Below are 24,334 nucleotides of genomic sequence, written 5' to 3'. Positions count from 1 at the left end.
TTTGCCCGGATTCCGGGCAATTAAGACGACAGCTGCCCAAAGCCGGTCCCGGGGAAACCGTCCTTTCCCGATGTGATAGCATGCAGAGGTTGCATACCGAGCAGCGCAGCCACTTAACGCCACGCAAGGGAGCCACGTTCCATGAAAACTCTCGCAGGCCTGACCCTGATTCTAGCCACCTTCAGCACCGGCAGTTGGGCTGAGCCGGTCGACTTTAATAAACGCAACGCCCACATTTTCTGCTCTTCCCACCTGGCTGTTATCAGCGAGTCTGCGGACAAAGGCTCTGAGGAATACCAGGCATTACGTTATCTCTCCGGCATGCACCGTAAAGAAGCCCAGGCCATGGGTGCGACCCGGAAGCATTTCCTGGATGTTATTCGTTACCTGGAGCGGGTGCGCGACAGCGACACAGAGAAATGGCGGAGCCTGTCTGCACGGAGCCAGGAAGTCTGCATACAAGACTGATTTGAATAGGAATACCCGGAAAGCGCCTTTGTTCTGAAGCAAAGCGCGCGCCGCATACGCATAACTCCGAATCGGTCAGCAAAAATTTCCGTAGCGCATTCCGCGATCTCATGATAAATATCGCGAGAATTCGGCAGGTTCCCCACCGCCGTTTCCAGGACAAGCCTTAAAGGAGTCAAAAGGCGGCGACCGGTTCTTCCCGGGACAACAGCCACCTGCGGCCACCCTCAGCAGACCTGCACAACACCGCGTGCGTCCTGCACGTTTTGTATTTATCCCTTTTGAGTGAGGGACATCATCCAATGTTGAAGTTGTGTAAGCCACAGGCGCTGGCCGCCTCTGTTGCGTTGTCTCTGTGTGCCTCTTCCGCGTTTGCCGCCGAGGAAGTGCGTGTCTACAACTGGTCCGATTACATCGCCGAGGACACCCTGGCGAAGTTCACGGAAGAAACCGGCATCAAGGTGATCTACGACGTTTACGACAGTAACGAGATCCTCGAAGCCGCCCTGCTTTCCGGTCGTTCCGGCTACGATCTTGTTGTGCCGTCCAACCACTATGTGGCCAAGCAGATTTCTGCCAACGCCTTCGTAGCGCTGGACCACAGCAAGCTGCCGAACATGAGCAACCTCAACCCGGATCTGATGGACGATCTGGAAAAGGTTGACCCGGGTAGCCAGTTTGCTCTGCCTTATCTCTGGGGCACCAACGGCTATGGCTATAACGAAGGCCGTATCCAGGAAATCCTGGGTGACAGCGCTCCCACCGATTCCTGGGCCCTGGTATTCGATCCTGAAGTCACCGGCAAGCTTGCCACCGGCGGCTGCGGTATTGCCATGCTGGATTCCGGCGAGGAAATGGTTCGTGCTGCCATGGCCTACATTGGCCTGGACCCGAACAGCAACAACGCCGACGACATCAAAAAAGGCGGTGAGGTGATCAAGGCCATTCGCCCGAACATCACCTACTTCCATTCGTCGCGTTACATTGGTGACCTGGCCAACGGTGACCTGTGTGTGGCTGCCGGTTACTCCGGCGACATCCTGCAGGCCGCCGCACGCGCCGAGGAAGCCGAGAACGGCAACGTGATCCGCTACACCATTCCCAAAGAAGGTGCAGTGCTGTGGTTCGACATGATGACCATCCCGGCCGGCGCACCAAACGTTGAGAACGCCCACAAGTTGATGAACTTCCTGATGCGTCCGGAAATCATCGCGGACGTGACCAACTATGTGTGGTACGCCAACCCGAACAAGCCGGCCAACGAATTCGTTGATCCGGAGATTCTGAGCGATACCAGCATCTACCCCACCGATGAGGTGATGAAGAAGCTGTACATCATGGAAGGCCGGCCTCAGGACGCCCAGCGTCTGATGACCCGCACCTGGACCAACGTGAAGTCTGGTCGTTAAGCGGTGGAAAACGGCAACAACACCTCCGCGCAAGCGGAGGTGTTACTCAGCATTCGGGGCATCTCCAAAAGCTTTGATGGCACGCTGGCCGTGGACAATGTGAACCTGGACATCCACAAAGGCGAGATCTTTGCCCTTCTGGGTGGTTCCGGTTCCGGCAAGTCCACCCTGCTGCGCATGCTCGCAGGTTTTGAAACGCCCAACGCCGGCTCCATCATGCTCGACGGCCAGGACGTTACAGCTCTGCCACCGTTCCTGCGCCCGACCAACATGATGTTCCAGTCCTATGCTCTGTTCCCCCATATGACGGTGGAGCAGAACATTGCCATGGGCCTGAAACAGGACAAGCTGCCGAAAAGCGAAATTCGCGACCGGGTGGCCGCCATGCTGAAGCTGGTCAAGATGGAACCCTATGCCCGGCGCAAACCCCAGCAGCTTTCCGGTGGTCAGCAGCAACGCGTTGCCCTGGCCCGCTCACTGGCCAAACGTCCCAAGCTGCTGTTGCTGGACGAGCCCATGGGCGCCCTGGACAAAAAGCTGCGTACCGAAATGCAGCTGGAACTGGTGGAAATTCTTGAAAATGTGGGTGCCACCTGCCTGATGGTGACCCACGACCAGGAAGAGGCCATGACCATGGCCAGCCGCATCGCCATCATGGCGCAGGGCCGGATTGCCCAGATCGGCTCGCCCATCGACATCTATGAGAGCCCGAACAGCCGCATGACGGCAGAGTTTATTGGCTCGGTGAACATTTTCGAGGCCCACATCCGGGAAGACGAGGCCGACAGCGTTACTTTGACCAGCGACCTGCTGGACGCCCCGGTTTTTATTGATCGCGGCGTGACCACGCCGGCGGAAAGTACCGCAACACTGGTGGCCCTGCGCCCAGAGAAGATCTACCTGACCCCGGACAAACCGGACGGCGAGAACAACTGGAGCTGCGGAACGGTGGACAACATCGCCTATCTGGGCGACATCACGTCCTACTACGTAAAGCTGGCCAGCGGCAAACGCGTTCAGGCGACCATGGCGAACGTGGAACGCCGTGGCGAGCGGCCAACCTGGGGCGACAGGGTATTCGTATCCTGGGAAGCCTCCAGCCCCATCCTGCTCTGGAACTGAGCCAATGAGACGGAAACTTTTACCCACCCCTCTTACCGAGCGGGTGCGTGCAGTGCTGTTTAATCGCCGGGTGGTGTTCGGTATCCCGTTCCTGTGGCTGCTGCTGTTCTTCCTCCTGCCTTTTGCGCTGGTGCTGAAGATCAGCCTGACCTCGGCGGTCATGGCCATCCCCCCTTACGAGCCCGTATTCCGGTGGGTGGACAACACCCTGTCGGTGGTGGTGAACATTGGCAATTACCTGTTCCTGCTTTCAGACAGCCTGTATTTCGCCGCCTATTGGGGGTCGGTGAAGACAGCATTCCTGGCAACGGTGATGTGCCTGCTCATTGGCTACCCCATGGCCTACGCCATGGCCCGGACTCCAAAACACTGGCAACTGGTGTTGCTTTTGATGGTAATGCTGCCCTCCTGGACCTCGTTCCTGATCCGGGTTTATGCGTGGATGGGTATCCTCGGCAATCAGGGGCTTCTGAACAGTTTTCTGATGTGGCTGGGTTTTATCGATCAGCCGCTCAAGATGCTGAACACCAACTTCGCGGTGGTGCTGGGCATTGTCTACGCCTATCTGCCATTCATGGTGCTGCCCATCTACACCAACCTGGTGAAGCTGGATGTGCGCCTGCTGGAGGCGGCATCAGACCTTGGCTGCCGCAGCCTGACCACCTTCTGGGCCATTACCCTGCCCCTGTCGAAGGCCGGCATTCTGGCCGGTTCGATGCTGGTGTTTATTCCCGCGGTGGGCGAGTTCGTGATCCCGGAACTGCTGGGCGGGCCGGATACGCTGATGATCGGCAAGGTGTTGTGGGAGGAGTTCTTCAACAACCGCGACTGGCCGGTGGCGTCTGCCCTCGCGATCGTGATGCTGTTGTTACTGCTGGTGCCGATCGTGCTGTTCCATCGGTTCCAGGCCCGGGAGATGGAAAAGCATGGTTAAATCACGTTCGTTCAGTTTCTCGAAAGTGATGCTGGTTCTCGGCCTGCTGTTCCTGTATCTGCCCATGTTTGTGCTGATCGTGTATTCGTTCAACGCGTCCCGGCTGGTGTCGGTTTGGGCCGGATTTTCCACCCACTGGTACGGCGAGCTGTTCCGAGATGAACAGATCCTCTCTGCTGTGTGGATGAGCCTGCGAATTGCCTTCTACTCCGCCAGCATGGCGGTGTGCCTGGGTACGCTGTGTGCGTTCGTGATCACCCGCTTCAAGAAGATGCGAGGGCGCACACTGCTATCCAGCATGATTACCGCACCGCTGGTTATGCCGGAGGTGATCACCGGTTTGTCACTGTTGCTGCTGTTTGTCCAGATGGCCCAGACCATCGGCTGGCCAGTGGATCGTGGCATGGCGACCATCTGGATTGCCCACACCACCTTCTGCAGTGCCTATGTGGCGGTAGTGGTATCAGCCCGTTTACAGGAGGTGGATCGCTCTATCGAGGAGGCGGCCATGGACCTGGGCTGCACGCCCCTGAAAACCTTTTTCGTGATCACGCTGCCAGTCATTGCGCCGGCACTGGTGTCCGGCTGGCTGCTGGCTTTCACCCTGTCGCTGGATGACCTGGTGATTGCCAGCTTCGTGTCCGGCCCGGGTGCAACCACGCTGCCGATGGTGGTGTTTTCCTCCGTACGGATGGGGGTTTCGCCGAAGATCAACGCACTGGCTACGCTGATTATCGTGGCGGTATCGCTGATCGCGTTTATTGCCTGGTACCTGATGCGCCGGGCGGAGCATAAGCGGCTTCAGACACCGGACGCCTAGCGTCCGGGGGGCTGGCCCTTGCCTTCACAGGGAATCGGGAAAAGCAGAGACTAGGTAGTCAACCAGAGCACGGACTTTGGGTGTGACGAACTTGCGGGTGGGATAGACGGCGTATACGCCAAGCTCAGTGGAACGGTACGCCGGCATCAGCTCCACCAGCCGCCCGGCTTCGAGATCTTTATGCACCAGAAAGCCGGGCTGGAGAACAATGCCCTGGCCGGCCAGGGCAGCACCGCAGCAGGTTTCACCGTTGTTGGCGTACATCCACGGCCGCACCCGCACGCTGGTGGCGCCTTCCGGGCCTTCAAAGGGCCAGTCATTGCCGGTAGTGAAGTTGCTATAACCGATGATCCGGTGGCTGGCCAGATCTTCCGGTTTGGCTGGGGAGCCATGGGTGGCGATGTAATCCGGAGAGGCGCAGGCAATGAGCCGGGTGGAGGTGATCCGTCGGCTGACCAGCGTGGAGCTTTGCAGTGTGGCAATGCGGATGGCCATATCAAAGCCTTCTTCAACAATGTCTACCAGCCGGTCTGATAGATCAATCGACAGCTCCACGTCCGGATAGCGGGCGTGGAATTCTCCCCACAAAGGCGCCAGGTGGCTTATTCCGAAGCTGACCGGCGCGTTCACCCTGAGCGTGCCCCGCGCGACATCATTGCGGGAGGTAATTTCCGCTTCTGCCTCCTCAACGCCAGCCAGTAACTCCCGGCACCGGACATAGAACACTTCGCCCTCCCCCGTCAGCGACAGGCGGCGGGTGGTCCGTTGCAGCAGCCTAACCCCGAGACGACTTTCCAGTTCGCTGACATAACGCGAGACAGCGGCCTTGGACATCCCCAGACTCTCCGACGCAGCCACAAAGCTTCCAGCCTCAACCACGTTGCAGAACGTCTGCATCTCCAGCAATCGATCCATTGTTTCAAATTCCGGAACAGTTAATTCATTAAAGCTACGTTTATCCCGTTTATTGATATTTGTAAAGTATTCCCATGCTCAAAACACACTCCAAGGAGATTCATCATGAACAACGCATTTCTGAACAAACTGATCGCCACTGACGCAGGCTGGGGCGCTTTGGCCCTCCGGATCCCTGTCGGTATCATTTTTGCCGCCCATGGTGCCCAGAAACTGTTCGGCTGGTTTGGCGGCTACGGGCTGGAGGGTACCGGTCAGTGGATGGATTCCATCGGGCTCAGCCCCGGCTACCTGATGGCGCTGTTGGCTGGTGGTGCGGAATTCTTTGGTGGCCTGGCTCTGATCATCGGCCTGCTGGTTCGCCCTGCCAGCGCGGTACTGGCATTCGCCATGCTGATCGCTATTTTCAGCGTTCATATCGGCAACGGCCTGTTCATGAGCAACAATGGGTACGAGTTTGGCCTGGCTTTGCTCGCCGTATCCGTATCCCTGGTATTCAGCGGCGCAGGCCGCGCGTCCATTGATCGCGCGATTGCCGCCCGATAACTGGGACCCACCGGAGGAGCAATCATGAGTCTGTTTGTTTCCCACGGCGCTCCCACCTTCGCATTGGAGCCGGGCCTGGCTGGCCCGGCCCTGACGGAGCTGGGCAAACGCCTTACCAGGCCCGAAGCGGTGCTGGTGGTTTCACCGCATTGGATGACGCCGGAAATCCGGGTAGGCGTTTCCGGAACACCCGAGACGATTCACGATTTTCGCGGCTTTCCAGCCGAACTCTATGATCTTGAGTATCCGGCAGCCGGCCACCCGGAACTGGCGCGCACCGCCCTGGCGTTGCTGGAGGCAGTGGGCTGGAGCGCCCGGGCTGACGAGACCCGGGGGCTGGATCACGGGGCCTGGGTGCCAATGATGCACCTTTTCCCCGATTGCTCGGTGCCGGTATTCCAGGTTTCGATGCCAACGGATCTTGGGCCTGCGTCTGCCTGGCGGTTGGGTCAGATCCTGCAGCCGCTCGAGCATGAGGGTGTGCTTATTGTCGGATCAGGCAGCCTTACCCACAATCTGTACGACGTTCGCTGGGGTGACCCGAACGCATCCGGGTATGCGAGGGAATTCACGGATTGGGTCCGTGCCAAAGTGCAGGACGGCGACCATCAGCAACTGATATCAGCGTTGGAGGAGGCTCCCCATGCCACGCGGGCGCACCCGACCACCGAGCATTTTCTGCCTTTGCTGGTGGCTGCCGGTGCAGCCGGGGAGCAGCAACCCGGCGTGCTGATTGATGGCGGGATCGAACACGGTGTGCTGGCCATGGATGCCTTTGTTTTCCGGCATTCGGCCTGAACTATCAGCGGACTATGCCGCCGGTTGGCGGCGATCCCGGACAGACTGGATCCATTTGTAAAACACCGGCACCAGCAATGTACCCAGAACGGTGGCGGCAACCATGCCACTGAGAACCGTGATACCGAGGCTAACCCGGCTTGCCGCACCAGCGCCGCTGGCAAAGACCAGCGGCAGCACGCCAAGCACGAAAGACAGGGCTGTCATCAATACCGCCCGGAAGCGAAGGACAGCGGCTTTCTGGGCTGCCTCCGCGGTGGACATGCCCGATTGGCGCAACTGCATGGCGAATTCCACAATGAGAATCGCGGTTTTGGTGGAGAGTCCGATCAGCAGCACCAGGCCCACCTGGGCGTAGATGTTGTTCGCCAGCCCCACCAGCCAGAGTCCCGCCATGGCGCCGGCAAGGGCCAGTGGCACCGCACCAAGCACCGCCACCGGGAGGGTCCAGCTTTCGTATTGCGCCACCAGGAACAGGTACACAAACACCAGGGCCAGCAGGAAGATAACCCCCGCCAGGTTACCCGCCTGAATCTCTTGCAGGCTCTGGCCGGCCCAACTGAACTCATACCCCTGAGGCAGGCTCTGTGACAGCTCTTCCATGGTCGCAATGGCGTCGCCACTGGCAAAGCCCGGCGCCGCCTCCCCGGAGATGGTTACCGAGCGCTTCAGGTTAAAATGCTGGATGCTTGAGGGCCCGAGCACGGGTTTGAGCGAGGCCAGCGTGGTCAGCGGCACCATGTCGCCATCCCGGTTGCGGACAAAGTAATGGGACAGGTCTTCGGGGCGCTGTCGGAACTCGCCTTCCGCCTGCAGAAGCACACGGTAGTTCTTGCCGAAACGGGTAAAGTCGTTCACGTAAAGCGAGCCAAGCTGGGTCTGCAGGGTAGAGAAGATATCGGAGAGCTCTATACCCAGAGCCTTGGCCTTGTTCCTCTCGACTTCCAGCAGGTACTGCGGAATGTTCGCGCGGTAGGTGCTGTATACCCGGGAAAGCGCTTCACTCTGGTTGGCCTCGTAGATGAGTCCATTCATAACCTGCGCCAGCTCCGAGACGTCCCTGCCCTGATTATCCTGAAGGCGGAAGTCGAAGCCGGATGAGGTTCCCAGCCCGGGGATCGGAGGCGGATTGAAGACCATCACCTGTGCCTCGGGGATTGTCCAGAGCCTGGAATACAGTCTGGGAATGACCGCCCCCAGACCCAGACTGGCATCTTCCCTCTCTTCCCAGTCTTTCAGCATCACAATGCCAAGGCCATTGTTTGAGGATGCGCCACCCAGCAGCGAGAAGCCGGATACCGTAATGAAGTCCGTTACTGCCGGGTCTTCCAGAACCATGTCCGTTACTTTGGTTAGCACGGCTTCCGTGCGCTCCAGGGAAGCAGCATCGGGCAACTGCACATCCACGAACAGGAAGCCCTGATCTTCCGGCGGGACGAACGCCGAAGGCACTGATTTGAACAGGCCGGCACCGGCAACCAGAATCACCGCCAGGGCAACGCCCACGAGCGCCCCTTTGCGCAGGAGCTGCACAACCAGCTTTGAATAGCCACTGGTGGTTCGCGTGATCGCCACTTCGAAAGGCCGGAGCCAGCCAATGGCCTTGTCCCCGCTCCTGCCAAGCAGCGCAACACAAAGGGCCGGGCTCAGTGTGAGCGCATTGATTGAGGAAATGATCACGGCCACCGAAATGGTGACCGAAAACTGCTGGTAAAGCTTGCCGGTTATTCCGGGCATGAACGCAACAGGCACGAACACCGCCAGCAATACCAGCGTGGTGGCAATTACCGGCCCTGTGACTTCCGCCATCGCCTTGGTGACCGCCTCGCGGATGGGCAGCTTTTCTTCCGCAAGGATGCGTTCCACATTCTCGATAACCACAATGGCGTCATCCACCACGATGCCGATCGCCAGCACCAGCCCGAACAGCGTGATGGTGTTGATGGAATAGCCAAGCACTGACATAACCGCAAAGGTGCCGATCAGGGAAACCGGGATGGCAATACTCGGAATCAGCGTGGCACGCCAGTTCTGCAGGAACAGGAACACCACCAGGATCACCAGGCCGACGGCCTGGAACAGGGTAACGATGACTTCACTGATGGAGCGGCTGATGAATTCGGTGGTGTCGTACAGAACAGTGTAATTCACGCCTGCCGGAAAACTGACTGAGGCCTCTTCAACCAGGGCCTTTACCCGCTCCGCGACCTCCAGCGCATTGGCATCGGGCAGTTGGTATATCACCAGGAATGCGGTGTCCTGATTGTTCAGTTTCGCGGTGGAGGTATAGGAACGGGAACCCAGCTCGATACGCCCCACATCCCTCAGGCGCACAAATCCGCCATCGGGCCTGGAGCGGAGAATGGTCTGAGCGAACTCGTCGGGATCTGACAGGCGTTCCCGGGTCTGGATACTGTAGACAAACTGCTGGCCCGCAGGCACGGGCGGCTGGCCGAGTTTACCCGCCGCGACAATCTGATTCTGCTCCCGGAGCGCAGCGGCAACCTCCGCAACGGTCACATCCAGCGAAGCCATCCGGCGGGGATCCAGCCAGACTCGCATGCTGTAGTCTTTCGCGCCCATCACTTCCGCCGACCCTACCCCTGGCACCCGACCAAGGGCTTCGACAAGGTTATTGGAGGCGTAGTTGCTGAGGAAGACGCCGTCGAGATCCGGTCGCTCGGAGGTCAGGTTTATACCCATCAGCATGTTGCCAGCCTGCTTGCTGACCACCACGCCCTGTCGACGGACTTCATCGGGCAAAAACGGTTCCGCCAGGGCAACGCGGTTCTGGACGTTTACCTGGGCAATGTCTGTATCGGTGCCGCTCTCGAAGGTAAGGGTGATCTTGGCCGTGCCATCGCTGGACGCGGTGGATTCGATATAGATCATGCCCTCCACGCCGTTCAGCTGCTGCTCTACCGGCCGGATAACCGCCTCCTCCACCACTTGGGAACTGGCGCCGGGAAGCGAGGCGTTCACTTGGATCTGGGGCGGGGCCATGTCCGGATACATGTTGACCGGCAGAATGCGTAACGCCAGCAACCCGGCCAGGGTGATCAGGATGGAAATAACAAACGCAAACTTCGGTCGATGAATAAAAACCCGGCTGATCATTGGCCAGCCCCACCCATCTGGATGAGCGCTCCGGTTTGCTGGTCAATCTGTTTTTCAACGGGGCTGACCGTAACCCCGGGCCGCACTTTCTGCAGACCCTCGACAATCACCCGGTCACCGGCTTCGAGCCCTGAATTGACGACCAGCAGCGCGCCTTCCCGAGAGCCGGTCTGAATAAAATGCTGGGCAACCTGGTTCTGGTCATCAACCACCAGAACAAACTTGCCTTCAATGGTTTCCTGAACCGCCACTTGAGGAACGAGCACCTGCGGTTCTCCGGACTGCCCCTCAACCCGGAGCGTTACGTAGAGGCCTGGCACGAGCACCGCGTCGGGATTGGGAAAGACCGCTCGCATCGCAACGGTGCCGGTGCTGGCGTCCGTCTGCACGTCGGCGAAGTCCAGCACACCAGCCTGCTCATAGCGTTCGCCGTCTGGCAGGGTAAGATAGAGCCCCAGGGATCTGGATAGCGCTTGAGCAGATTCCGCTCCCCTGCGGCGGAAGTTGATAAAGTCAGCCTCATTGATCTGGAATTCGACGTAGACAGGGTCGGTCACCTGGATAGAGGTTATTGCTCCAGAAGAGGGACTGACCACGGCTCCTACGTCATAGTTCAGGCGGCCGATCCAGCCATCAAAGGGTGCGCGTATTTCAGCGTACTCGAGGTTACTTCCGGCCTTCTGAACGGCCGCCTGGGCAGCCTGGAGGCGGCTTTCAGCTGCGCTGAAGCGGTCTTTGAGTTTGTCCAGGTCCGCAGCCGACAGGAAGCCTTTCTCCGACACTTCTTCCCCTCGTTTCAGATTTCGGCTCGCAGAATCCACTTCGGCGCGGGCCGCAGCCAGTTCAGCATCAGCTTGTTGGAGATCAGCGCTTGCGCGAGTGTCCTCAAGCCGGATCAGGAGCTCGCCCTGGCTGACTTTCGCGCCCTCGGTAAAAAGAATTTCCCGGATTTCCGCTTCTATGCGCGGCGTGATATCCGCTTTGGCAGAAGCGGCCGTTCTGGCAACAAACTCCCGGGAAGGCCGGATTTCACTGGCCTCAAGTACCACCACGGAAACGGCAACGGGACTGGTTTGCTTTGGCTCCTGAGGCTCGGAACAGCCTGCCAACAACAAACCTGCACACACTGAAACTACGGCAATGCGGAAATTTTTATAGCCTTCCATCGTCTGTCTTCCCTGAAATGGCAGTCTCTTGGCGGGGTTCAATCAAGTCGAAAATAAGATTAGTCGAATCTTTGCTATATTTCCCTGAATCGTTCGTTTCAGAGATCCACTCAATGAAAATCCCCAAAACCGTAAAATTTACCTCCGTCATCATCGGGCTTTCCCTGGCGGGATGCTCAATTCAGAACACGCTGTCACTGGGCGTTGACGATCCCTGCGCCTCACTGAAAGGCATCGTTGCTGATTACCCCTCTGGTTTTGAGGCTTACCGTGGCAGCTCCAATAGTTTCAGCTCGGTAACTGTCTACAATGCCAAAGAACAGATAATCCGCGGACACTGCGAAGTCTGGAGCTGGGCCAATAACGACAGCGCCTACGTCTGCTCCGGCAATACTCCCAACGACGAGGTGGCGACCACCAGGTACGACACGGCTGTAAACTGGATGGGGCAGTGCCTGGGTGATAGCTGGTCAAGCACGGAAGGGGAAAGAACGAGGGATGGGATGAATGCAGGAATGGTCACCCGGTTCAGCGCGGCTGAGGCTGGGAAACCGAATGTATCGGTTCACAAGGTGGCCTTCCGCGGCGATTCAGCGGTTTATGTGTATGTGGGTACACCCAGTCGTTTGGCGGAGTTCTAACCCGAGAAACCCTGCCAGTTGAACAACAAAAAGGGCCACCCCCAGAGGTGGCCCTTTTTGTTTTCCTGGCTAAAGCAGGCGTCAGCCCAGGTTCTTTTTCACGAACTTCTGGATCTCTCCCACGATACCGCTACGGAATGCCAGTACCGTCAGGACGAAGATCCCGCCGAGGATTGGGTCCACCCAGTCACGCAGGGCACCCTGGGACAACTGGTACTCGATGTTCACCACGAAGGTGGCACCAACCACCGGGCCCAACAGTGTTCCCATACCACCAACAAGAGTCATCAGGATGACCTCGCCCGACATATGCCAGTGCGCATCGTTGAGGGAGGCAAGCTGGAACACCACAGACTTCATGGAACCGGCCAGACCGGCCAGGGCCGCCGAGATGACGAACGCGAGCACTTTGTAGCGATCCACGTTGTAGCCCAGGGAGACGGCACGGGGTTCGTTCTGCTTGATCGCCTTCAGCACCTGGCCGAACGGACTACCGACGATACGCTGTACCAACAGGTAGCAGGCGATGAACACCGCCAGGACGAAGTAATACATGTTCAGGTTGTCTTCAAGATTGATGAAGCCCAACAACTCGCCACGGGGAATGCCGTGCATACCGTCTTCACCACCCGTGAATTCAGACTGGACGAAGAAGAAGAACACAAGCTGGGCAAGCGCCAGAGTTACCATCGCGAAATAGATACCCTGGCGACGAATCGACAGCAACGCAAAGCCAGTACCAAGCACTGTGGCCGCCAGCGTACCGGCGATGATGCCCATCTCGGTGCTTAGCCCGCTGTAATTACTGAGCAGATAACCGGTGGTGTAGCCCCCTGTGGCCAGGAAGGCTGCGTGGCCAAATGACAACAGGCCGGTGAAGCCGAACAGAAGGTTGAACGCCACCGCAAACAGCGCGAAGCACAGGATCTTCATGAGGAAGACCGGATAGATCATGAACGGTGCCGCTAGCAGGAGGAGCAGCAGGACACCGTTCAGCATCATCTTTTTGCGATCCTGAGCGGCCTGTTCCTGAACGATAGCCTTGTGAATGTCGGCGGAATTGACTGGCTGATTCATGGTTATGCCTCCTTACCGAACAAGCCACTGGGCCGGAACATAAGAACCAGAACCATGACAAGGAAGATGATCGCCGAGGATGCCGGCGGGTAGAAGGTTTTGGTGAGCCCTTCAATCACGCCCATCAGAATACCGGTGATGATGGCGCCGCCGATGGAGCCCATACCGCCGATAACCACCACGGCGAAGACCGTAATCAGTGTGGCCGACCCCATGACCGGTGTCACCGAGTAGATGGGCGCGGCCAGAACACCTGCAAAGGCTGCCAGCGCAACACCAAACCCGTAGGTGAGGCTAATCAGAAGCGGCACGTTAATGCCAAAACCCTGCATCAATTGAGAGTCTTCCGTGCCGGCACGCAGGTAGGCGCCCAGCTTGGTTTTCTCAATCACGAACCAGGTTGCAAAGCAGACGACCAGTGCCGCTACGATGACCCAGGCCCGGTAGTACGGCATGAACATGAAGCCGAGGTTTACGCCACCCTTGAACATGTCCGGCATGGTATAGCGTAGCCCGGAAACCCCGAACCAGTTCACCAGAACACCCGAGATGATCAGCGCGACGCCGAACGTCAGCAGCAGACTGTAGATATGGTCCTGCCCCGCAATGCGACGCAGCAGAAAATATTCAATGGCGACACCGAAGGCACCAACCAGAAGTGGCGCCAGCAATAAGGCGACCCAGTAATTCACGCCCAGATAGTCGAACATCAGGACGGTGGTCATGGCGCCGAGCATATACATGGCGCCATGGGCAAAATTGATGATCTTCAGCAGACCGAAGATGACCGCGAGCCCAAGGCTCAGAAGGGCGTAAAAGGCGCCGTTGATTATCCCGATCAGGAGCTGGCCGGATAGCACAGCTAAAGGGACGCCGAAAATCATGGACATTGGGCTAACTCCAGAAGCAGCACAGGGATTGTTTTTGGCTTTATTCTTTTCCGTTTTCATGGGTTCGCCCTGCCCTGTTGCAGGACGAACCCATAACGGTCGCTTTTAGTTATTGACCAGCTTGCACTTGCTCTCGGAGAGCGGACGGTAGGACTCTTCGGCCGGGATGGTCCGCAGAATCTTGTACAGATCCCACTCGTTCTTGGACTCGGCCGGGGTCTTCACTTCCGCCAGGTACATATCGTGCACCATGCGGCCGTCAACGCGGATCTTGCCGTTCTTGGCAAACATGTCGTTGATCGGAGTGTCCATCATCTGCTTGCGCACAGTCTGGGCATCGTCAGAACCGGTGGCCTCTACGGCTTTCAGGTACTGCATGGCGCTGGAGTAGATGCCAGCGTGAACCATGGTCGGACGCACGCCGGTTTCTTCCATGAAGCGATCAGACCACTCACGGGTTTCATCGTTCATGTCCCAGTACCAACCGGTGGTGAGCTGGATACCCTGGGCCGTCTGAGCGCCAAGCGCATGTACGTCAGTCAGGAACAGCAGCAGTGCCGCCAGAGTCTGGCCGGACTGGGTTACGCCGAACTCACTGGCGGTGGTGATGGCGTTGGTTGTGTCGGCGCCGGCGTTTGCCAGACCGATAACATCAGCACCGGATGCCTGAGCCTGCAGGATGAACGATGAGAAGTCCTGAGTGGGGAACGGATGACGCACTGAACCGATGATTTCACCACCGTTGGCTTCGACCACGCGAGTCACGTCGCCTTCCAAAGCATGACCGAAAGCGTAATCGGCAGTCAGCATGTACCAGGTTTTGCCACCTTCTTTAACGACCGCACTGGCGGTGCCGTTGGCCAGCGGATAGGTGTCGTAAACGTAGTGGATGTGGTTCGGGGTACAGTGCTCGTTGGTGATGCTGGAAGCCGCTGAACCGGAAATGATACCGAGGCGATCGTGCTCTTCCAGAATCTTGCTCACGGCGATGGAAACAGAGGAAGCCACCATACCGGCTACGAGATCGACATCCTCGTTCTCAACCCAGCGACGTACGGTGCTGGATGAGGTATCCGGGCTGTTACGGTCATCGGCGCTCACCACTTCAATCTTGGCGCCATTTACCTGGCCACCAAAATCGGCAATCGCCATTTCCAGGGCTTTCAGCCCGTTGGGGCCTGCCAGATCACGGTAAGTGCCGGACATGTCCGCCAGATAACCGATCTTGACCGTGTCGTTGGAAATGGCCGCCTGGGCTCCGCCTACCATCATGGCTGATGCAACGGCTGATGTCAGAAGCTTTTTCATCATTGTCATTGTTGTATCTCCGCTACTGTCTTGCGTTGGTTCGGGTTGTTGTTACTTTTCTTGCTCTCGTCCTATCCGGGATCAGACCCCCAAATAGCCATCCAGCACCGACTGTTTTGCACTCAGTTCGTTGGCGCTGACTTCTTCCACAATCTGACCGTGCTCAACAACGTAATGACGGTCGGCTAACGGTGCTGCGAAGTGGAAATTCTGTTCAACCAGGACAATGGTCAAGCCCTTGTTTTTCAGGGCAATCAGGACCTCTCCCAGCTTTTCTACAATAACCGGGGCCAGGCCCTCTGTGATCTCGTCCAGCAACAGCATGTTGGCGCCGGTGCGCAGAATACGCGCCATGGCCAGCATCTGCTGTTCGCCGCCGGACAGCTTGGTGCCCTGGCTGAAGCGACGTTCATAAAGGTTGGGGAACATGTTGTAGATTTCTTCCAGGCTCATGCCGCCGCTACGCACAACTGGCGGTAGTGTCAGGTTTTCCTGGACACTGAGTGAGGAAAAAATGCCCCGATGTTCGGGGCAATACCCGACACCCAACCTGGCAATATGATGAGGTGCACAGGACATTGTCTCCTCACCATTGATCATAATGGAGCCGGTGCGCCGGCCAACCATATTCATGATGGCTTTGAGCGTTGTGCTACGGCCCGCGCCATTGCGACCCAATAAAGTCACCAGTTCCCCGCGGTTCACCACCATGTCGATGCCGTGGAGGATGTGAGATTCGCCGTAAAAGGCGTGCAATCCGGACAGTCGCAGCTGTTCGTACTCGCGGTCGGATTTCGTGGTCATTGCGCCGCCTCCGCCTGATCATTGTCGGCGGTGGTGCCGCGCTCGCCGCTACCATCACTGCCCATATACACCTCGCGAACCCGTGGATCGCCGGAAACCGTCGCGTAATCGCCTTCGGTCAGAACAGCGCCCTGAGCCAGTACAGTGATGCGATCACACAGTTTGCTGACTACGCTGAGGTTGTGCTCAACCATCAGGACAGTTCGTCCCTCGGCAGCCTTGCGTACCAGTTCCACAACGCGATCAACGTCTTCCGAACCCATGCCCTGGGTTGGCTCGTCCAGCAACAAAAGTTGGGGCTCCATGGCAAGCGTGGTGGCCAGTTCCAACGCCCGTTTGCGCCCGTACGCCAACTCAACGGTGGTGGTGTTGGCGAATTCAGCCAGGCCCACGGCGTCCAGGAGCTCCATGCAACGCTGGTTGAGCTTGTGCAGGGAGTTACCGGATTTCCAGAAACTGAAGGAGGTGCCCTCGAACGTCTGCAAGGCTACCCGGATGTTCTCCAGCGCGGTCATGTGTGGGAATACGGCTGAGATCTGAAACGAGCGAACAATGCCCTGGCGGGCAATGGCGGCGGACTTCATGGTGGTGATGTCCTGATCCTTGAACAGGATCTGGCCCCGGGTCGGGATCAGGAATTTGGTGAGCAGATTGAAGACCGTGGTCTTGCCGGCACCATTGGGGCCGATCAGGGCGTGAATGTGGCCTTTCTGGACCTTCAGGTTCACGTCGTCGACCGCAACAAAGCCCTTGAATTCTTTGACAAGGTTACGGGTCTCCAGAACGTACTGTTCACTCATGAGCCAATCTACCTTTGTTATTGTTGTGCGTTTTATCTGACTACCAGATTAGATTGACGTATACGTAAACGTCAACACTTAATTGCAGTTTTTAAGTACACTCTCGCTACGCAAAAAGTCGTATAGGAGTTCTACTACCTGGTCCTGCTTTTCCAGGTGTGGCGAGTGCCCCGCATCCTCGAGAAGAACGCCGCGGGCCTTTGGTCCGATGCCGGCAACGATATCCGTGACCTGCTCCGGCACTCCGTATTCGTCGTTTTCTCCCTGAATGATAATAGCCGGACATTCAATTGCCGCCAGCCAGCGACTGAAATCCATCGCCGCCTGAAACCCTTCGTCACGCCAGACTGTCTGCCAGGCGTTGAAAAGATCGTCAGTCCGGTTGCCGTGATAGCGCGCCAACCGATCCCGGATATCCGTCTCCCGGTAACGCACGGCCATTTCCTCGATACCAGCGAGGGTCAGGTGATCGGCATAGATGTGCGCCGCCATGGTCGCCAGCGCCTTTACACGGCCCCCCATGGTGCCGGCAGTCACGAGGGCAATGGAACCACCGTCGCTGTGCCCTATCAGCACCACATCCCTGATTTCGAGCTTGTCCAGGAGACGGGGCAACCACTGTTCGCCAGCTGTCTCAAGGTAATCGTGTGGGCGCGGGAGCTCTTCATCGGGAGAATGGCCATAGCCCTGACGATTGTAGATCAGCGCGTCGCAGCCGGTTGCTTTCGCGAGCTTTTCCGGAAACTTACGCCACAAGGCGATGCTGCCCAGGGACTCGTGGAGAAAACCAGCACCGGCCCTTTCGGTTCCGCGTGCTGGATTCGCCTGACTTCCAGCTCAATACCGTCGCCTATCGGCACCATCATGTCACGAATCTGCATGGCATTACCGGTTTGGCGGAATTGAATAGGTCATGGTGGAGTGGGCAACCGGCTCTTCGGCACCTTCCGAGTACACGAACACTTCGCCCACGCCCATGGTACGGCCGACTTTCAGCATGGTGGCACGGGCCCAGATAGGCTGATGCGCCACCGGCTTGCGCAGAAAATTAATGTTCAGATTGGTGGTCACCGCCAGGGGAACCAGGCCAATCTTGCTCAACAGCGCCGCATAAAGGGTGACATCCGCCAGCCCCATCATGGCCGGCCCGGAGACGGTGCCCCCGGGCCTGAGATGCGCCTCATCCACTTCCAGTTTCATTTCTGCCCAGCCATCCCCGAGCTTCTGCAGGGTGCCGTAGGCCTCCCCCTGCGGAAACTGCTCGTCAAGGAAGGCCTGCAGCTCTTCGAACGTAATGATCATGCGCCGATTTCTTCCTTGGCCTGATTACGCAGGACAAACCGCTGGATCTTGCCGCTGGGAGTCTTCGGCAGCTCATCGACAAACTCAATCTCCCGGGGGAAGGCGTGGGTCGAGAGCCTGCGACGCACCAACTCCTGCAGTTCGTCTTTCAGGGCCTGTTCGTCTCCAAGAGCGTAATCGCCCTTGATCACCACATAAGCCTTGATGATGGAACCGCGCTTTTCGTCCGGCTTGCCGACAACGCCGGACTCCGCCACAGCGGCGTGCTCGAGCAGTGTGCTCTCGACGTCTGCCGGTCCCACCCGGTAGCCGGCCGTGGTGATGATGTCATCATCCCGGCCACTGAAGGAGAAGTTGCCATTGCCGTGGTTGATGACCATGTCACCGGTGAGGTAGTAGCCGTTAACGAACGGGTCCTTTTCACCCCAGGTGTAACCGTCGAAGTGGAAAAGCGGGGACGCTTTTACGTCAACCGCCAGTTGACCAACTTCACCCTCGCCTACAACCTCGTTTTTCTCGTTCAGCGCGACCACCTTGTGGCCAGGAGAGGCATAGCCCATGGAGCCTTCACGGACCGGATGCGCCAGACCGTGGAAGTTGCAGCAGGTCATGCCAGTCTCGGTCTGGCCGTAATGATCTTTAACCGGGCAGTAGTGACGGTTGCGAATCCAGTTCACCACTTCCGGGTTCAGAGGCTCGCCGGCACTGCTGGCAACCCGAAGGCCCAGGTTCTCGCCTTCCGGCAGCACGTGATCGTTTGCCTTGAGCAAACGGTAAGCCGTAGGCGCCGCAGCCAGGTTGGTGATCTTGTACTTGCGGATCATGTCGTAGGTGGATTCCGGGGTAAAACCACCCGGGTTGAAGTGCGTGGCGTGGCCCATCAGCAGCGGCCCAACCACGGCATAGTAAAGACCGTAGGCCCAACCGGGATCGGCCACGTTCCAGAACCTGTCACCATCCTGCAGATCAATGGCGTATTTCATGTAAACGTAGAACGCCAGCAGCGCTTTGGCCGGTACCGCAACCCCCTTGGACTTACCCACGGTGCCAGAAGTGAACATCTGCAGGAACGGATCGTCGCCCTTGATCATGACAGGCTCGAAATCGCTCGACTGGGCCGCCAGGGTCTCTTCGAAGTCAGGGATGTCCGCGCCAATCTCACTGGCATTTACACCCACAACCGGCGGGCAGACTTTGACATCGTTCAGCTTGGGATAGTTCTCCGGGTTGGTAACCACCAGCTTGGTGCTGGCTCGCTCGAACCGGTACTCGATGGCCCCGGAACCAAAGGCCGTGAACAGCGGCTGATACACGGCACCAGCACGCAGGGTTCCGGCGATAACGATCAGCAGCTCCGGAGTGCGCGGCAGGAGTGCAGCCACCCGGTCGCCCTTTCCGATGCCCTGGGATTTCAGATAATTGGCAAAACGCGCAGAGGCCTCTTTCAGCTCGGCGAAAGTCAGAGTGCCGTCACCGCCATCTTCGGTTTCGTAGTAAAGCGCAACCCGACTCGGGTCATCTGCCCATTTGTCGCAGATTTCGTGACATACGTTGAGCCCGCTATCCAGACGTCCATCCAGGATGTCCGCTTCCAGAGCAGCAGGATCGAAGTTGTTGTAAACGTCGGTATATTCCGGAAGGCTCATTCTCAACTCCTGTTGTTTTTATCATTGAAAGCACGGGTCAAGGTTTAGCACAGGCTTCACTTTACGTAAAGGTAAACTTTAGACCAAAAAGGAAGAAATCTGCGGGGCTTTATGAGCAGGAAAAGCGGGTGCGACAGGCCTGCCGCACCCTTAGAAGGGATCAAACACAAAAATCAGGATTTCGGTGTGATCTTTCCGGGATGGCGGCTTGAAAGTATGTGGTGCAGGGAGCCGCACTCCACCATGGGATCATCGCAATTAACCACGATGTCGGAGCGGGCAATGACATAGCCCTTGCCGGTGATGCTGTTTTTGATCACCTGGTACTCACCCTCTTCCTCAACCGAAGTGAATTCACCGATAAAGCCCGTCTCTCTGAGGGAAACGGTTTCCAGCTTGTCGCCCGGCTTGATGCTGCCTTCGTAGTTCATCAACGCCAGACGGGCGGAAGTGCCGGTGCCCGTTGTGCTCCGACAGATCACACCGGGATGCACATAGGTTGCCGAGCGGGACCGGTAATAGCCCTCTGCCACATGTTCCACAGGGCCCATGAAGTGCAGGAACGGCAGTGGCCCTACGTCGCCAAGCGTATAATGGGAAAAGCCCCGCTCTGCCTGAATCGCCTCGACAATGGCGTGGGCGGTTTCAGCGAGTTTGCGTTCTTCGTCCAGGGTCAGATCGAAGCCCATGCTGGCTGCATCAACCAGGGCATAAAAGCCGCCGCTGTATGCAACGCTGTAGGTAATCTCGCCCAGCGAAGGCACGTCGATGGTGGCCTTGTAGGTGTGGATATAGCTGGGCAGACCTTCACAGGTGATGGCTTCTACCACTCCGTCGTGCACCGTCGCCTCAATCTGGACCAGTCCGGCGGGCGACTCCAGTATAAAACTCTGCTGGCCTTCCTGTTTGGGCACAATGCCCGCTTCCAGCACCGCCGTAGCCGTGCAGATGGTGTTGGAGCCCGAGTAGATAGGGTAGCCCATGACTTCCATGATGATGTAACCGGCGGCAGCTCGCGGATCCGTGGGCGGCACCAACAGATCCACAGACATTTCCGGTATCCCGTAGGGCTCTTCCAGCAAAAGCCGGCGTAGACCGTCGGCGTCATCCCGCAGGTACTCCATCTGCGCTCGCACGGTATCGCCGGGCAACAGATCAATGCCACCGGTCACGATCCGGCTGACATCACCGCCGGCATGGGTATCCATCAACTGAATGGTAAGTTCCGGTTTCATCAAGCGCTCTCCAGTGACCAGGGTTGGCCGTGTTCTTCCCATTGTGAGTCGGGAACGATCACGATCTTGCCGAGATAATTACTACCCCGGTTCACAAAATATTCTTCTGCCCGGTGCAGATCAGAGAGCCGAAACGCACCGTGCAGAACCGGTTTCAGTTGCCCTCCCCGGATCCAGGCCATTAGTTGTTCCGCCTCTTCGCGGGTGCCATGAGACACCCCGAAAATCTGTACCTGATAGAGGTAGATCCGGGTCCACAGGATTTCGCTTATGTTGCCGCCACTGGCCCCGGCAATACTCAGGCGCGGGTAGGTGCTGCGGGCGTTCATGTCGAAGATCATGGTGTCGATGAACACATCGGTCATCTCTCCGCCCACCAGGTCCATCACCGCATCAATGGGCTTGCCTCCGGTTTCCGCTTTCACCCGATCTACAAAGCTGTCCATATCGGAGCGATCCAGCACCGCCTCGGCGCCCAGTTCCAACAGCGCTGCCGCTTTGTCCTGTTTACTGAGAGCATAGGGAATAGCCCCCATAATTCGGCAAAGCTGGATCAGGGCCGTGCCAACGCCCCCGCTCGCGCCGGTCACCAGGACCCGCTCTCCGGCCTTGATGTTGGCCGAGGTAAGCATGTGCATGGCGGTCTGGTAGGAACACATGCCCATGGACGCCACTTCGGCATCCGCCAGTTCGGCATTGGGTATGTGATGGAACTGGTCAGCCGGCAGCGCTACGTATTCCGCGTAACCGCCGTCGGCACCGTGGCCGTAGTAATCGGGCGTGAGATTGATGTCTCGGCGGTCATTGGCGTAGATGTTGAAATCCAGAAGGCCCCGTTCTCCAATGCGGGACTCATCCACACCGTCACCAACAGCCACAACGCGCCCGGCGATGTCTGCCCCCTGGATCCGCGGAAAAACCAGCGTGGGCTTGCCGCCCATCTGGAAGGATGTCATTTCGCCTTTTTTTGGTGGGATACAGCCCTTCCCGTGCCTTGCGGTCGGTGTTGTTCTTCGCCGTTGCCGTAACCTGAACAAGCACCTGACCGGCTCCGGGCGCAGGAACAGGCACGTCCTGGTACTCCAGTTTATCGACATCACCGTGACCGGTAAGAACCATGGCTTTCATGGTGTTCGGGATCATGGGCTGACGATCCTCCCTGTTTGCTGAATTTCGGGTATTCAAAGAGGATAGGTGAGTTTACCGGGCGTGTCAGTGCGTGTTGCGGGTATCCATTATCAGACTACCGGGCAATCACTTTATAGACAGGACGCAGCTTGGGAATCTGCTTGAGTACCACCTGGATGACCGTCATCAGCGGCACCGCCAGGAGCACGCCCACCGGCCCCCAGAGCCAGCCCCAGAAGAAGATCGAGACGAAGATGATCACCGGATTGATCGCCATCCGAAAGCCGTGAATCCAGGGTTCGATAAAGAACCCGACCAGCGTGGTCAAACCGAGGAAGCCCAGTGGCGCAATGGCCATCATCCAGAACTCATCAAGGCTAATGGCCGAGACAATCGTCAGCATGGAGATAGAGAGAATAACCCCGAGGTAGGGAATGAACCGGGCAAGCCCGGCGACCAGCCCCCACACAGCCGGATCCGGCAGCCCGACGGCCCAGCAGATCAGGCCCGTTGTGGTGCCGACGGCCAGATTACTCAGGCCGAGAACGCCCAGGTACTGGGCAATCTGATGCTGAGAATCGTGGGTAATCCGAAGCACGGTTTTCCGCTGATCAATGGGCAACTGACGGACAAAGTTCTTGATCAGACGATCACCGCTCACCAACAGGAAATAGGTCAATGCCAATGCCAAAGCCAGGCCAGCGATGCCGTTCCGGGCTTTGGTCATCAACTGGTTGCGCCAGGAATCCGTCTGCAGAACAACCGTCGTTGGCTGTTGCCTTTCTGACTCCGAGAGCTCCTCAACGGACTTTTCAACCTGTTCCGCAGACTCGGAGACTCTGGCGATCTGGCGACTGATTTCGCTCTCGCCCACCAGCAGCCTCGATATCCCCTGGGGCACTTCCTCAACCCACTTGAGGGCAGGCGTCGCGACGGCCAGTGTAATGCCGACGATGCCGGCGAGCACCAGGAGCACAAACACCAGGGAGCTGATCATCCGGGGAACCCGCCACTTAACGTATGCCTTCTTGACCAGGGGCGAGAGCAGCAGGCTCGTCATTACCGCAAGAATGATGGGCAGGACAATCTGATGAGCCACGTACAGGGTGTACAGGATTCCCAGGCCGAACAAACCGTATATCGGCGTGGCAAGATCCGATGAGATCAGCAGGCGCTTGTTCTCACCCGTCGGTTCCTTATTTGTGGATTGGTCTTCCATGATGAAGCCTGTGTACCGTGAAAAAAGCTGGCCCGGAAACTCCAGGCCAGTGTTAAAAACGGTCAGTCTACCTTCACCATGGCGCGAGCGCACCCGGGAGAGGGTTACGCGGGGTTCACTTGAGTCGTATTCAGCGCCCGATCAGCTCGCCATCTTTGGCAAAAAGGAGGTGTCCACCCAATACCGCTTGGGGTTTGTGGGATTGATGTAAACGGGAATGGACTCGCTCTGGATATGGTCCGAAGGATCAAACCAGAGGTTGCCGCTCCTGAAGACATGGATATCGGAGGTGACCGGATTCTGCCACTGGCAAACGATCTGATAGGGGCTCTTACCGTTCATGACGATCATCTGGTTCTTTTCGACACCCTGAAACATACCCTGAACCCGTTGCCCGGTTTTGCGAAGTTTGGCAGCCCCACTGTTCCTGACAGCGGGCACAACAAACATACCGGCTCCAACCATAAAGAAAACACCGCCCAAACCGCCTACGATCAGGGTGACTCCCCACAGCGAAAAGAATCCATCGATTCTTGCAGACTCAGCATTGCCGGGCATGAACAACACACGAACCGTCTCTCCGCGACTGTAACTCGGAGGGTTGCTGCCGCTGGATGAGAGGAACTCTGTGAGCCTGCCTTTTTCGTCTTCAAAACGGACGAGAGGATAGTAGGCATTGGAATCACTGGATCGTGATCGAATCAGGTCGGTTACAACGCCCGGCTTGGCTGTCGCGGTTTCAAGAAAGGTTGAAGTGCTCTGGAAAGAGAAAAAGGCGCCGACAAGCATGCCGACACCCACGAGTGAAAAAATCACCCGCAGCGTATTGAAGGTTTTCATATCAGTTCCCTTGAAGATTGCTTCCTTGCCCGAAAACACCCTGTTTTCGGAACTCAGAATTATACTCGATTCAACAAGGCTTGAAAGTCACAAGATGAGACGCGGTTCCTCCAATCCATACAAACTATCTCTATGGTAATTCTGTTGCT

22 protein-coding genes and 1 pseudogene are annotated in these 24,334 nt (G+C 57.7%); 8 read left to right on the top strand and 15 right to left on the bottom strand.

Annotated elements, in window-relative coordinates; translation table 11 throughout:
• Positions 1–141: 141 nt before the first annotated feature.
• The 5 genes from HP15_RS04705 to HP15_RS04685 all read left to right on the top strand — a co-directional run bounded on the left by HP15_RS04705 (position 142) and on the right by HP15_RS04685 (position 4,753).
• Positions 142–468 (top strand): hypothetical protein, encoded by a 327-nt coding sequence (locus tag HP15_RS04705; protein ID WP_014576421.1) that lies wholly within the window; start codon positions 142–144, stop codon positions 466–468.
• Between the two features lie 302 nt (positions 469–770).
• Entirely contained in the window at positions 771–1,877 is a 1,107-nt protein-coding gene (locus HP15_RS04700; protein ID WP_014576420.1) for a polyamine ABC transporter substrate-binding protein, read from the top strand.
• A gap of 3 nt (positions 1,878–1,880) precedes the next feature.
• Positions 1,881–2,999, top strand: coding sequence for a polyamine ABC transporter ATP-binding protein (potA, locus tag HP15_RS04695; protein ID WP_014576419.1), 1,119 nt, complete (start codon positions 1,881–1,883; stop codon positions 2,997–2,999).
• Between the two features lie 4 nt (positions 3,000–3,003).
• Complete coding sequence (locus HP15_RS04690; RefSeq protein ID WP_041645054.1) at positions 3,004–3,933, top strand: ABC transporter permease subunit; 930 nt, start codon at positions 3,004–3,006, stop codon at positions 3,931–3,933.
• Positions 3,926–4,753 carry an ABC transporter permease subunit gene (locus HP15_RS04685; RefSeq protein WP_014576417.1) on the top strand — a complete coding sequence of 276 codons (828 nt, stop codon included), beginning with the start codon at positions 3,926–3,928 and terminating at the stop codon, positions 4,751–4,753. The genes HP15_RS04690 and HP15_RS04685 overlap by 8 nt, the downstream gene beginning before the upstream one ends.
• Positions 4,754–4,777: 24 nt before the next feature.
• Here HP15_RS04685 and HP15_RS04680 read toward each other — a convergent pair whose 3' ends face one another.
• Positions 4,778–5,668, bottom strand: a complete 891-nt coding sequence (locus HP15_RS04680) for a LysR family transcriptional regulator (protein WP_014576416.1) — start codon at positions 5,666–5,668, stop codon at positions 4,778–4,780.
• A 105-nt stretch (positions 5,669–5,773) separates the two neighbouring features.
• On the opposite strand from HP15_RS04680, the gene HP15_RS04675 reads away from it, so the two are divergent.
• Both HP15_RS04675 and HP15_RS04670 read left to right on the top strand, forming a co-directional pair.
• The gene (locus tag HP15_RS04675; protein ID WP_014576415.1) at positions 5,774–6,214 is read left to right on the top strand and encodes a DoxX family protein; all 441 of its coding nucleotides are present in this window, start codon (positions 5,774–5,776) and stop codon (positions 6,212–6,214) included.
• A 24-nt stretch (positions 6,215–6,238) separates the two neighbouring features.
• Complete coding sequence (locus HP15_RS04670) at positions 6,239–7,012, top strand: DODA-type extradiol aromatic ring-opening family dioxygenase (protein ID WP_014576414.1); 774 nt, start codon at positions 6,239–6,241, stop codon at positions 7,010–7,012.
• Between the two features lie 12 nt (positions 7,013–7,024).
• Here HP15_RS04670 and HP15_RS04665 read toward each other — a convergent pair whose 3' ends face one another.
• Together HP15_RS04665 and HP15_RS04660 are read right to left on the bottom strand one after the other, a co-directional pair.
• The gene (locus tag HP15_RS04665; RefSeq protein WP_014576413.1) at positions 7,025–10,129 is read right to left on the bottom strand and encodes an efflux RND transporter permease subunit; all 3,105 of its coding nucleotides are present in this window, start codon (positions 10,127–10,129) and stop codon (positions 7,025–7,027) included.
• Positions 10,126–11,295 (bottom strand): efflux RND transporter periplasmic adaptor subunit, encoded by a 1,170-nt coding sequence (locus tag HP15_RS04660; RefSeq protein ID WP_014576412.1) that lies wholly within the window; start codon positions 11,293–11,295, stop codon positions 10,126–10,128. The genes HP15_RS04665 and HP15_RS04660 overlap by 4 nt, the downstream gene beginning before the upstream one ends.
• 113 nt (positions 11,296–11,408) lie before the next feature.
• Here HP15_RS04660 and HP15_RS04655 point away from each other — a divergent pair, with 113 nt between their 5' ends.
• A complete protein-coding gene (locus HP15_RS04655; RefSeq protein ID WP_014576411.1) occupies positions 11,409–11,936 on the top strand; it encodes a hypothetical protein in 528 nt (175 codons plus the stop codon).
• 81 nt (positions 11,937–12,017) lie between these two features.
• Here the strand turns inward: HP15_RS04655 and HP15_RS04650 are convergent, their stop codons facing one another.
• From HP15_RS04650 to HP15_RS04595, 12 genes and pseudogenes are all read right to left on the bottom strand, one after another.
• Entirely contained in the window at positions 12,018–13,013 is a 996-nt protein-coding gene (locus tag HP15_RS04650) for a branched-chain amino acid ABC transporter permease (protein ID WP_008175909.1), read from the bottom strand.
• Between the two features lie 2 nt (positions 13,014–13,015).
• Positions 13,016–13,903: a branched-chain amino acid ABC transporter permease gene (locus HP15_RS04645; RefSeq protein WP_041645051.1), complete on the bottom strand. Its 888-nt coding sequence runs from the start codon at positions 13,901–13,903 to the stop codon at positions 13,016–13,018.
• A gap of 105 nt (positions 13,904–14,008) precedes the next feature.
• The gene (locus HP15_RS04640) at positions 14,009–15,220 is read right to left on the bottom strand and encodes an ABC transporter substrate-binding protein (RefSeq protein ID WP_008175914.1); all 1,212 of its coding nucleotides are present in this window, start codon (positions 15,218–15,220) and stop codon (positions 14,009–14,011) included.
• 72 nt (positions 15,221–15,292) lie between these two features.
• The gene (locus HP15_RS04635; RefSeq protein WP_008175916.1) at positions 15,293–16,015 is read right to left on the bottom strand and encodes an ABC transporter ATP-binding protein; all 723 of its coding nucleotides are present in this window, start codon (positions 16,013–16,015) and stop codon (positions 15,293–15,295) included.
• Positions 16,012–16,815, bottom strand: coding sequence for an ABC transporter ATP-binding protein (locus HP15_RS04630; RefSeq protein WP_008175919.1), 804 nt, complete (start codon positions 16,813–16,815; stop codon positions 16,012–16,014). Before HP15_RS04630 ends, HP15_RS04635 begins: the two co-directional genes overlap by 4 nt.
• A 78-nt stretch (positions 16,816–16,893) precedes the next feature.
• Entirely contained in the window at positions 16,894–17,571 is a 678-nt protein-coding gene (locus HP15_RS04625) for an alpha/beta fold hydrolase (RefSeq protein ID WP_014576408.1), read from the bottom strand.
• 129 nt (positions 17,572–17,700) lie between these two features.
• The gene (locus HP15_RS04620) at positions 17,701–18,117 is read right to left on the bottom strand and encodes a PaaI family thioesterase (protein WP_008175922.1); all 417 of its coding nucleotides are present in this window, start codon (positions 18,115–18,117) and stop codon (positions 17,701–17,703) included.
• Positions 18,114–19,763 (bottom strand): AMP-binding protein, encoded by a 1,650-nt coding sequence (locus HP15_RS04615; RefSeq protein WP_014576407.1) that lies wholly within the window; start codon positions 19,761–19,763, stop codon positions 18,114–18,116. Before HP15_RS04615 ends, HP15_RS04620 begins: the two co-directional genes overlap by 4 nt.
• Before the next feature lie 173 nt (positions 19,764–19,936).
• The gene (locus HP15_RS04610) at positions 19,937–20,998 is read right to left on the bottom strand and encodes a proline racemase family protein (protein ID WP_014576406.1); all 1,062 of its coding nucleotides are present in this window, start codon (positions 20,996–20,998) and stop codon (positions 19,937–19,939) included.
• Positions 20,998–22,141, bottom strand: a pseudogene (locus tag HP15_RS04605) (zinc-binding dehydrogenase). The gene HP15_RS04610 and the pseudogene HP15_RS04605 overlap by 1 nt, the downstream one beginning before the upstream one ends.
• Positions 22,142–22,241: 100 nt before the next feature.
• Positions 22,242–23,345: an AI-2E family transporter gene (locus HP15_RS04600; RefSeq protein ID WP_041645048.1), complete on the bottom strand. Its 1,104-nt coding sequence runs from the start codon at positions 23,343–23,345 to the stop codon at positions 22,242–22,244.
• A 141-nt stretch (positions 23,346–23,486) separates the two neighbouring features.
• Entirely contained in the window at positions 23,487–24,185 is a 699-nt protein-coding gene (locus HP15_RS04595) for a DUF3592 domain-containing protein (protein ID WP_041645046.1), read from the bottom strand.
• Positions 24,186–24,334 lie beyond the last annotated feature (149 nt).

It is taken from the genome of Marinobacter adhaerens HP15 (assembly GCF_000166295.1).
GTDB lineage: Bacteria > Pseudomonadota > Gammaproteobacteria > Pseudomonadales > Oleiphilaceae > Marinobacter > Marinobacter adhaerens.
This window is presented reverse-complemented; position numbering and strand designations above follow the sequence as displayed.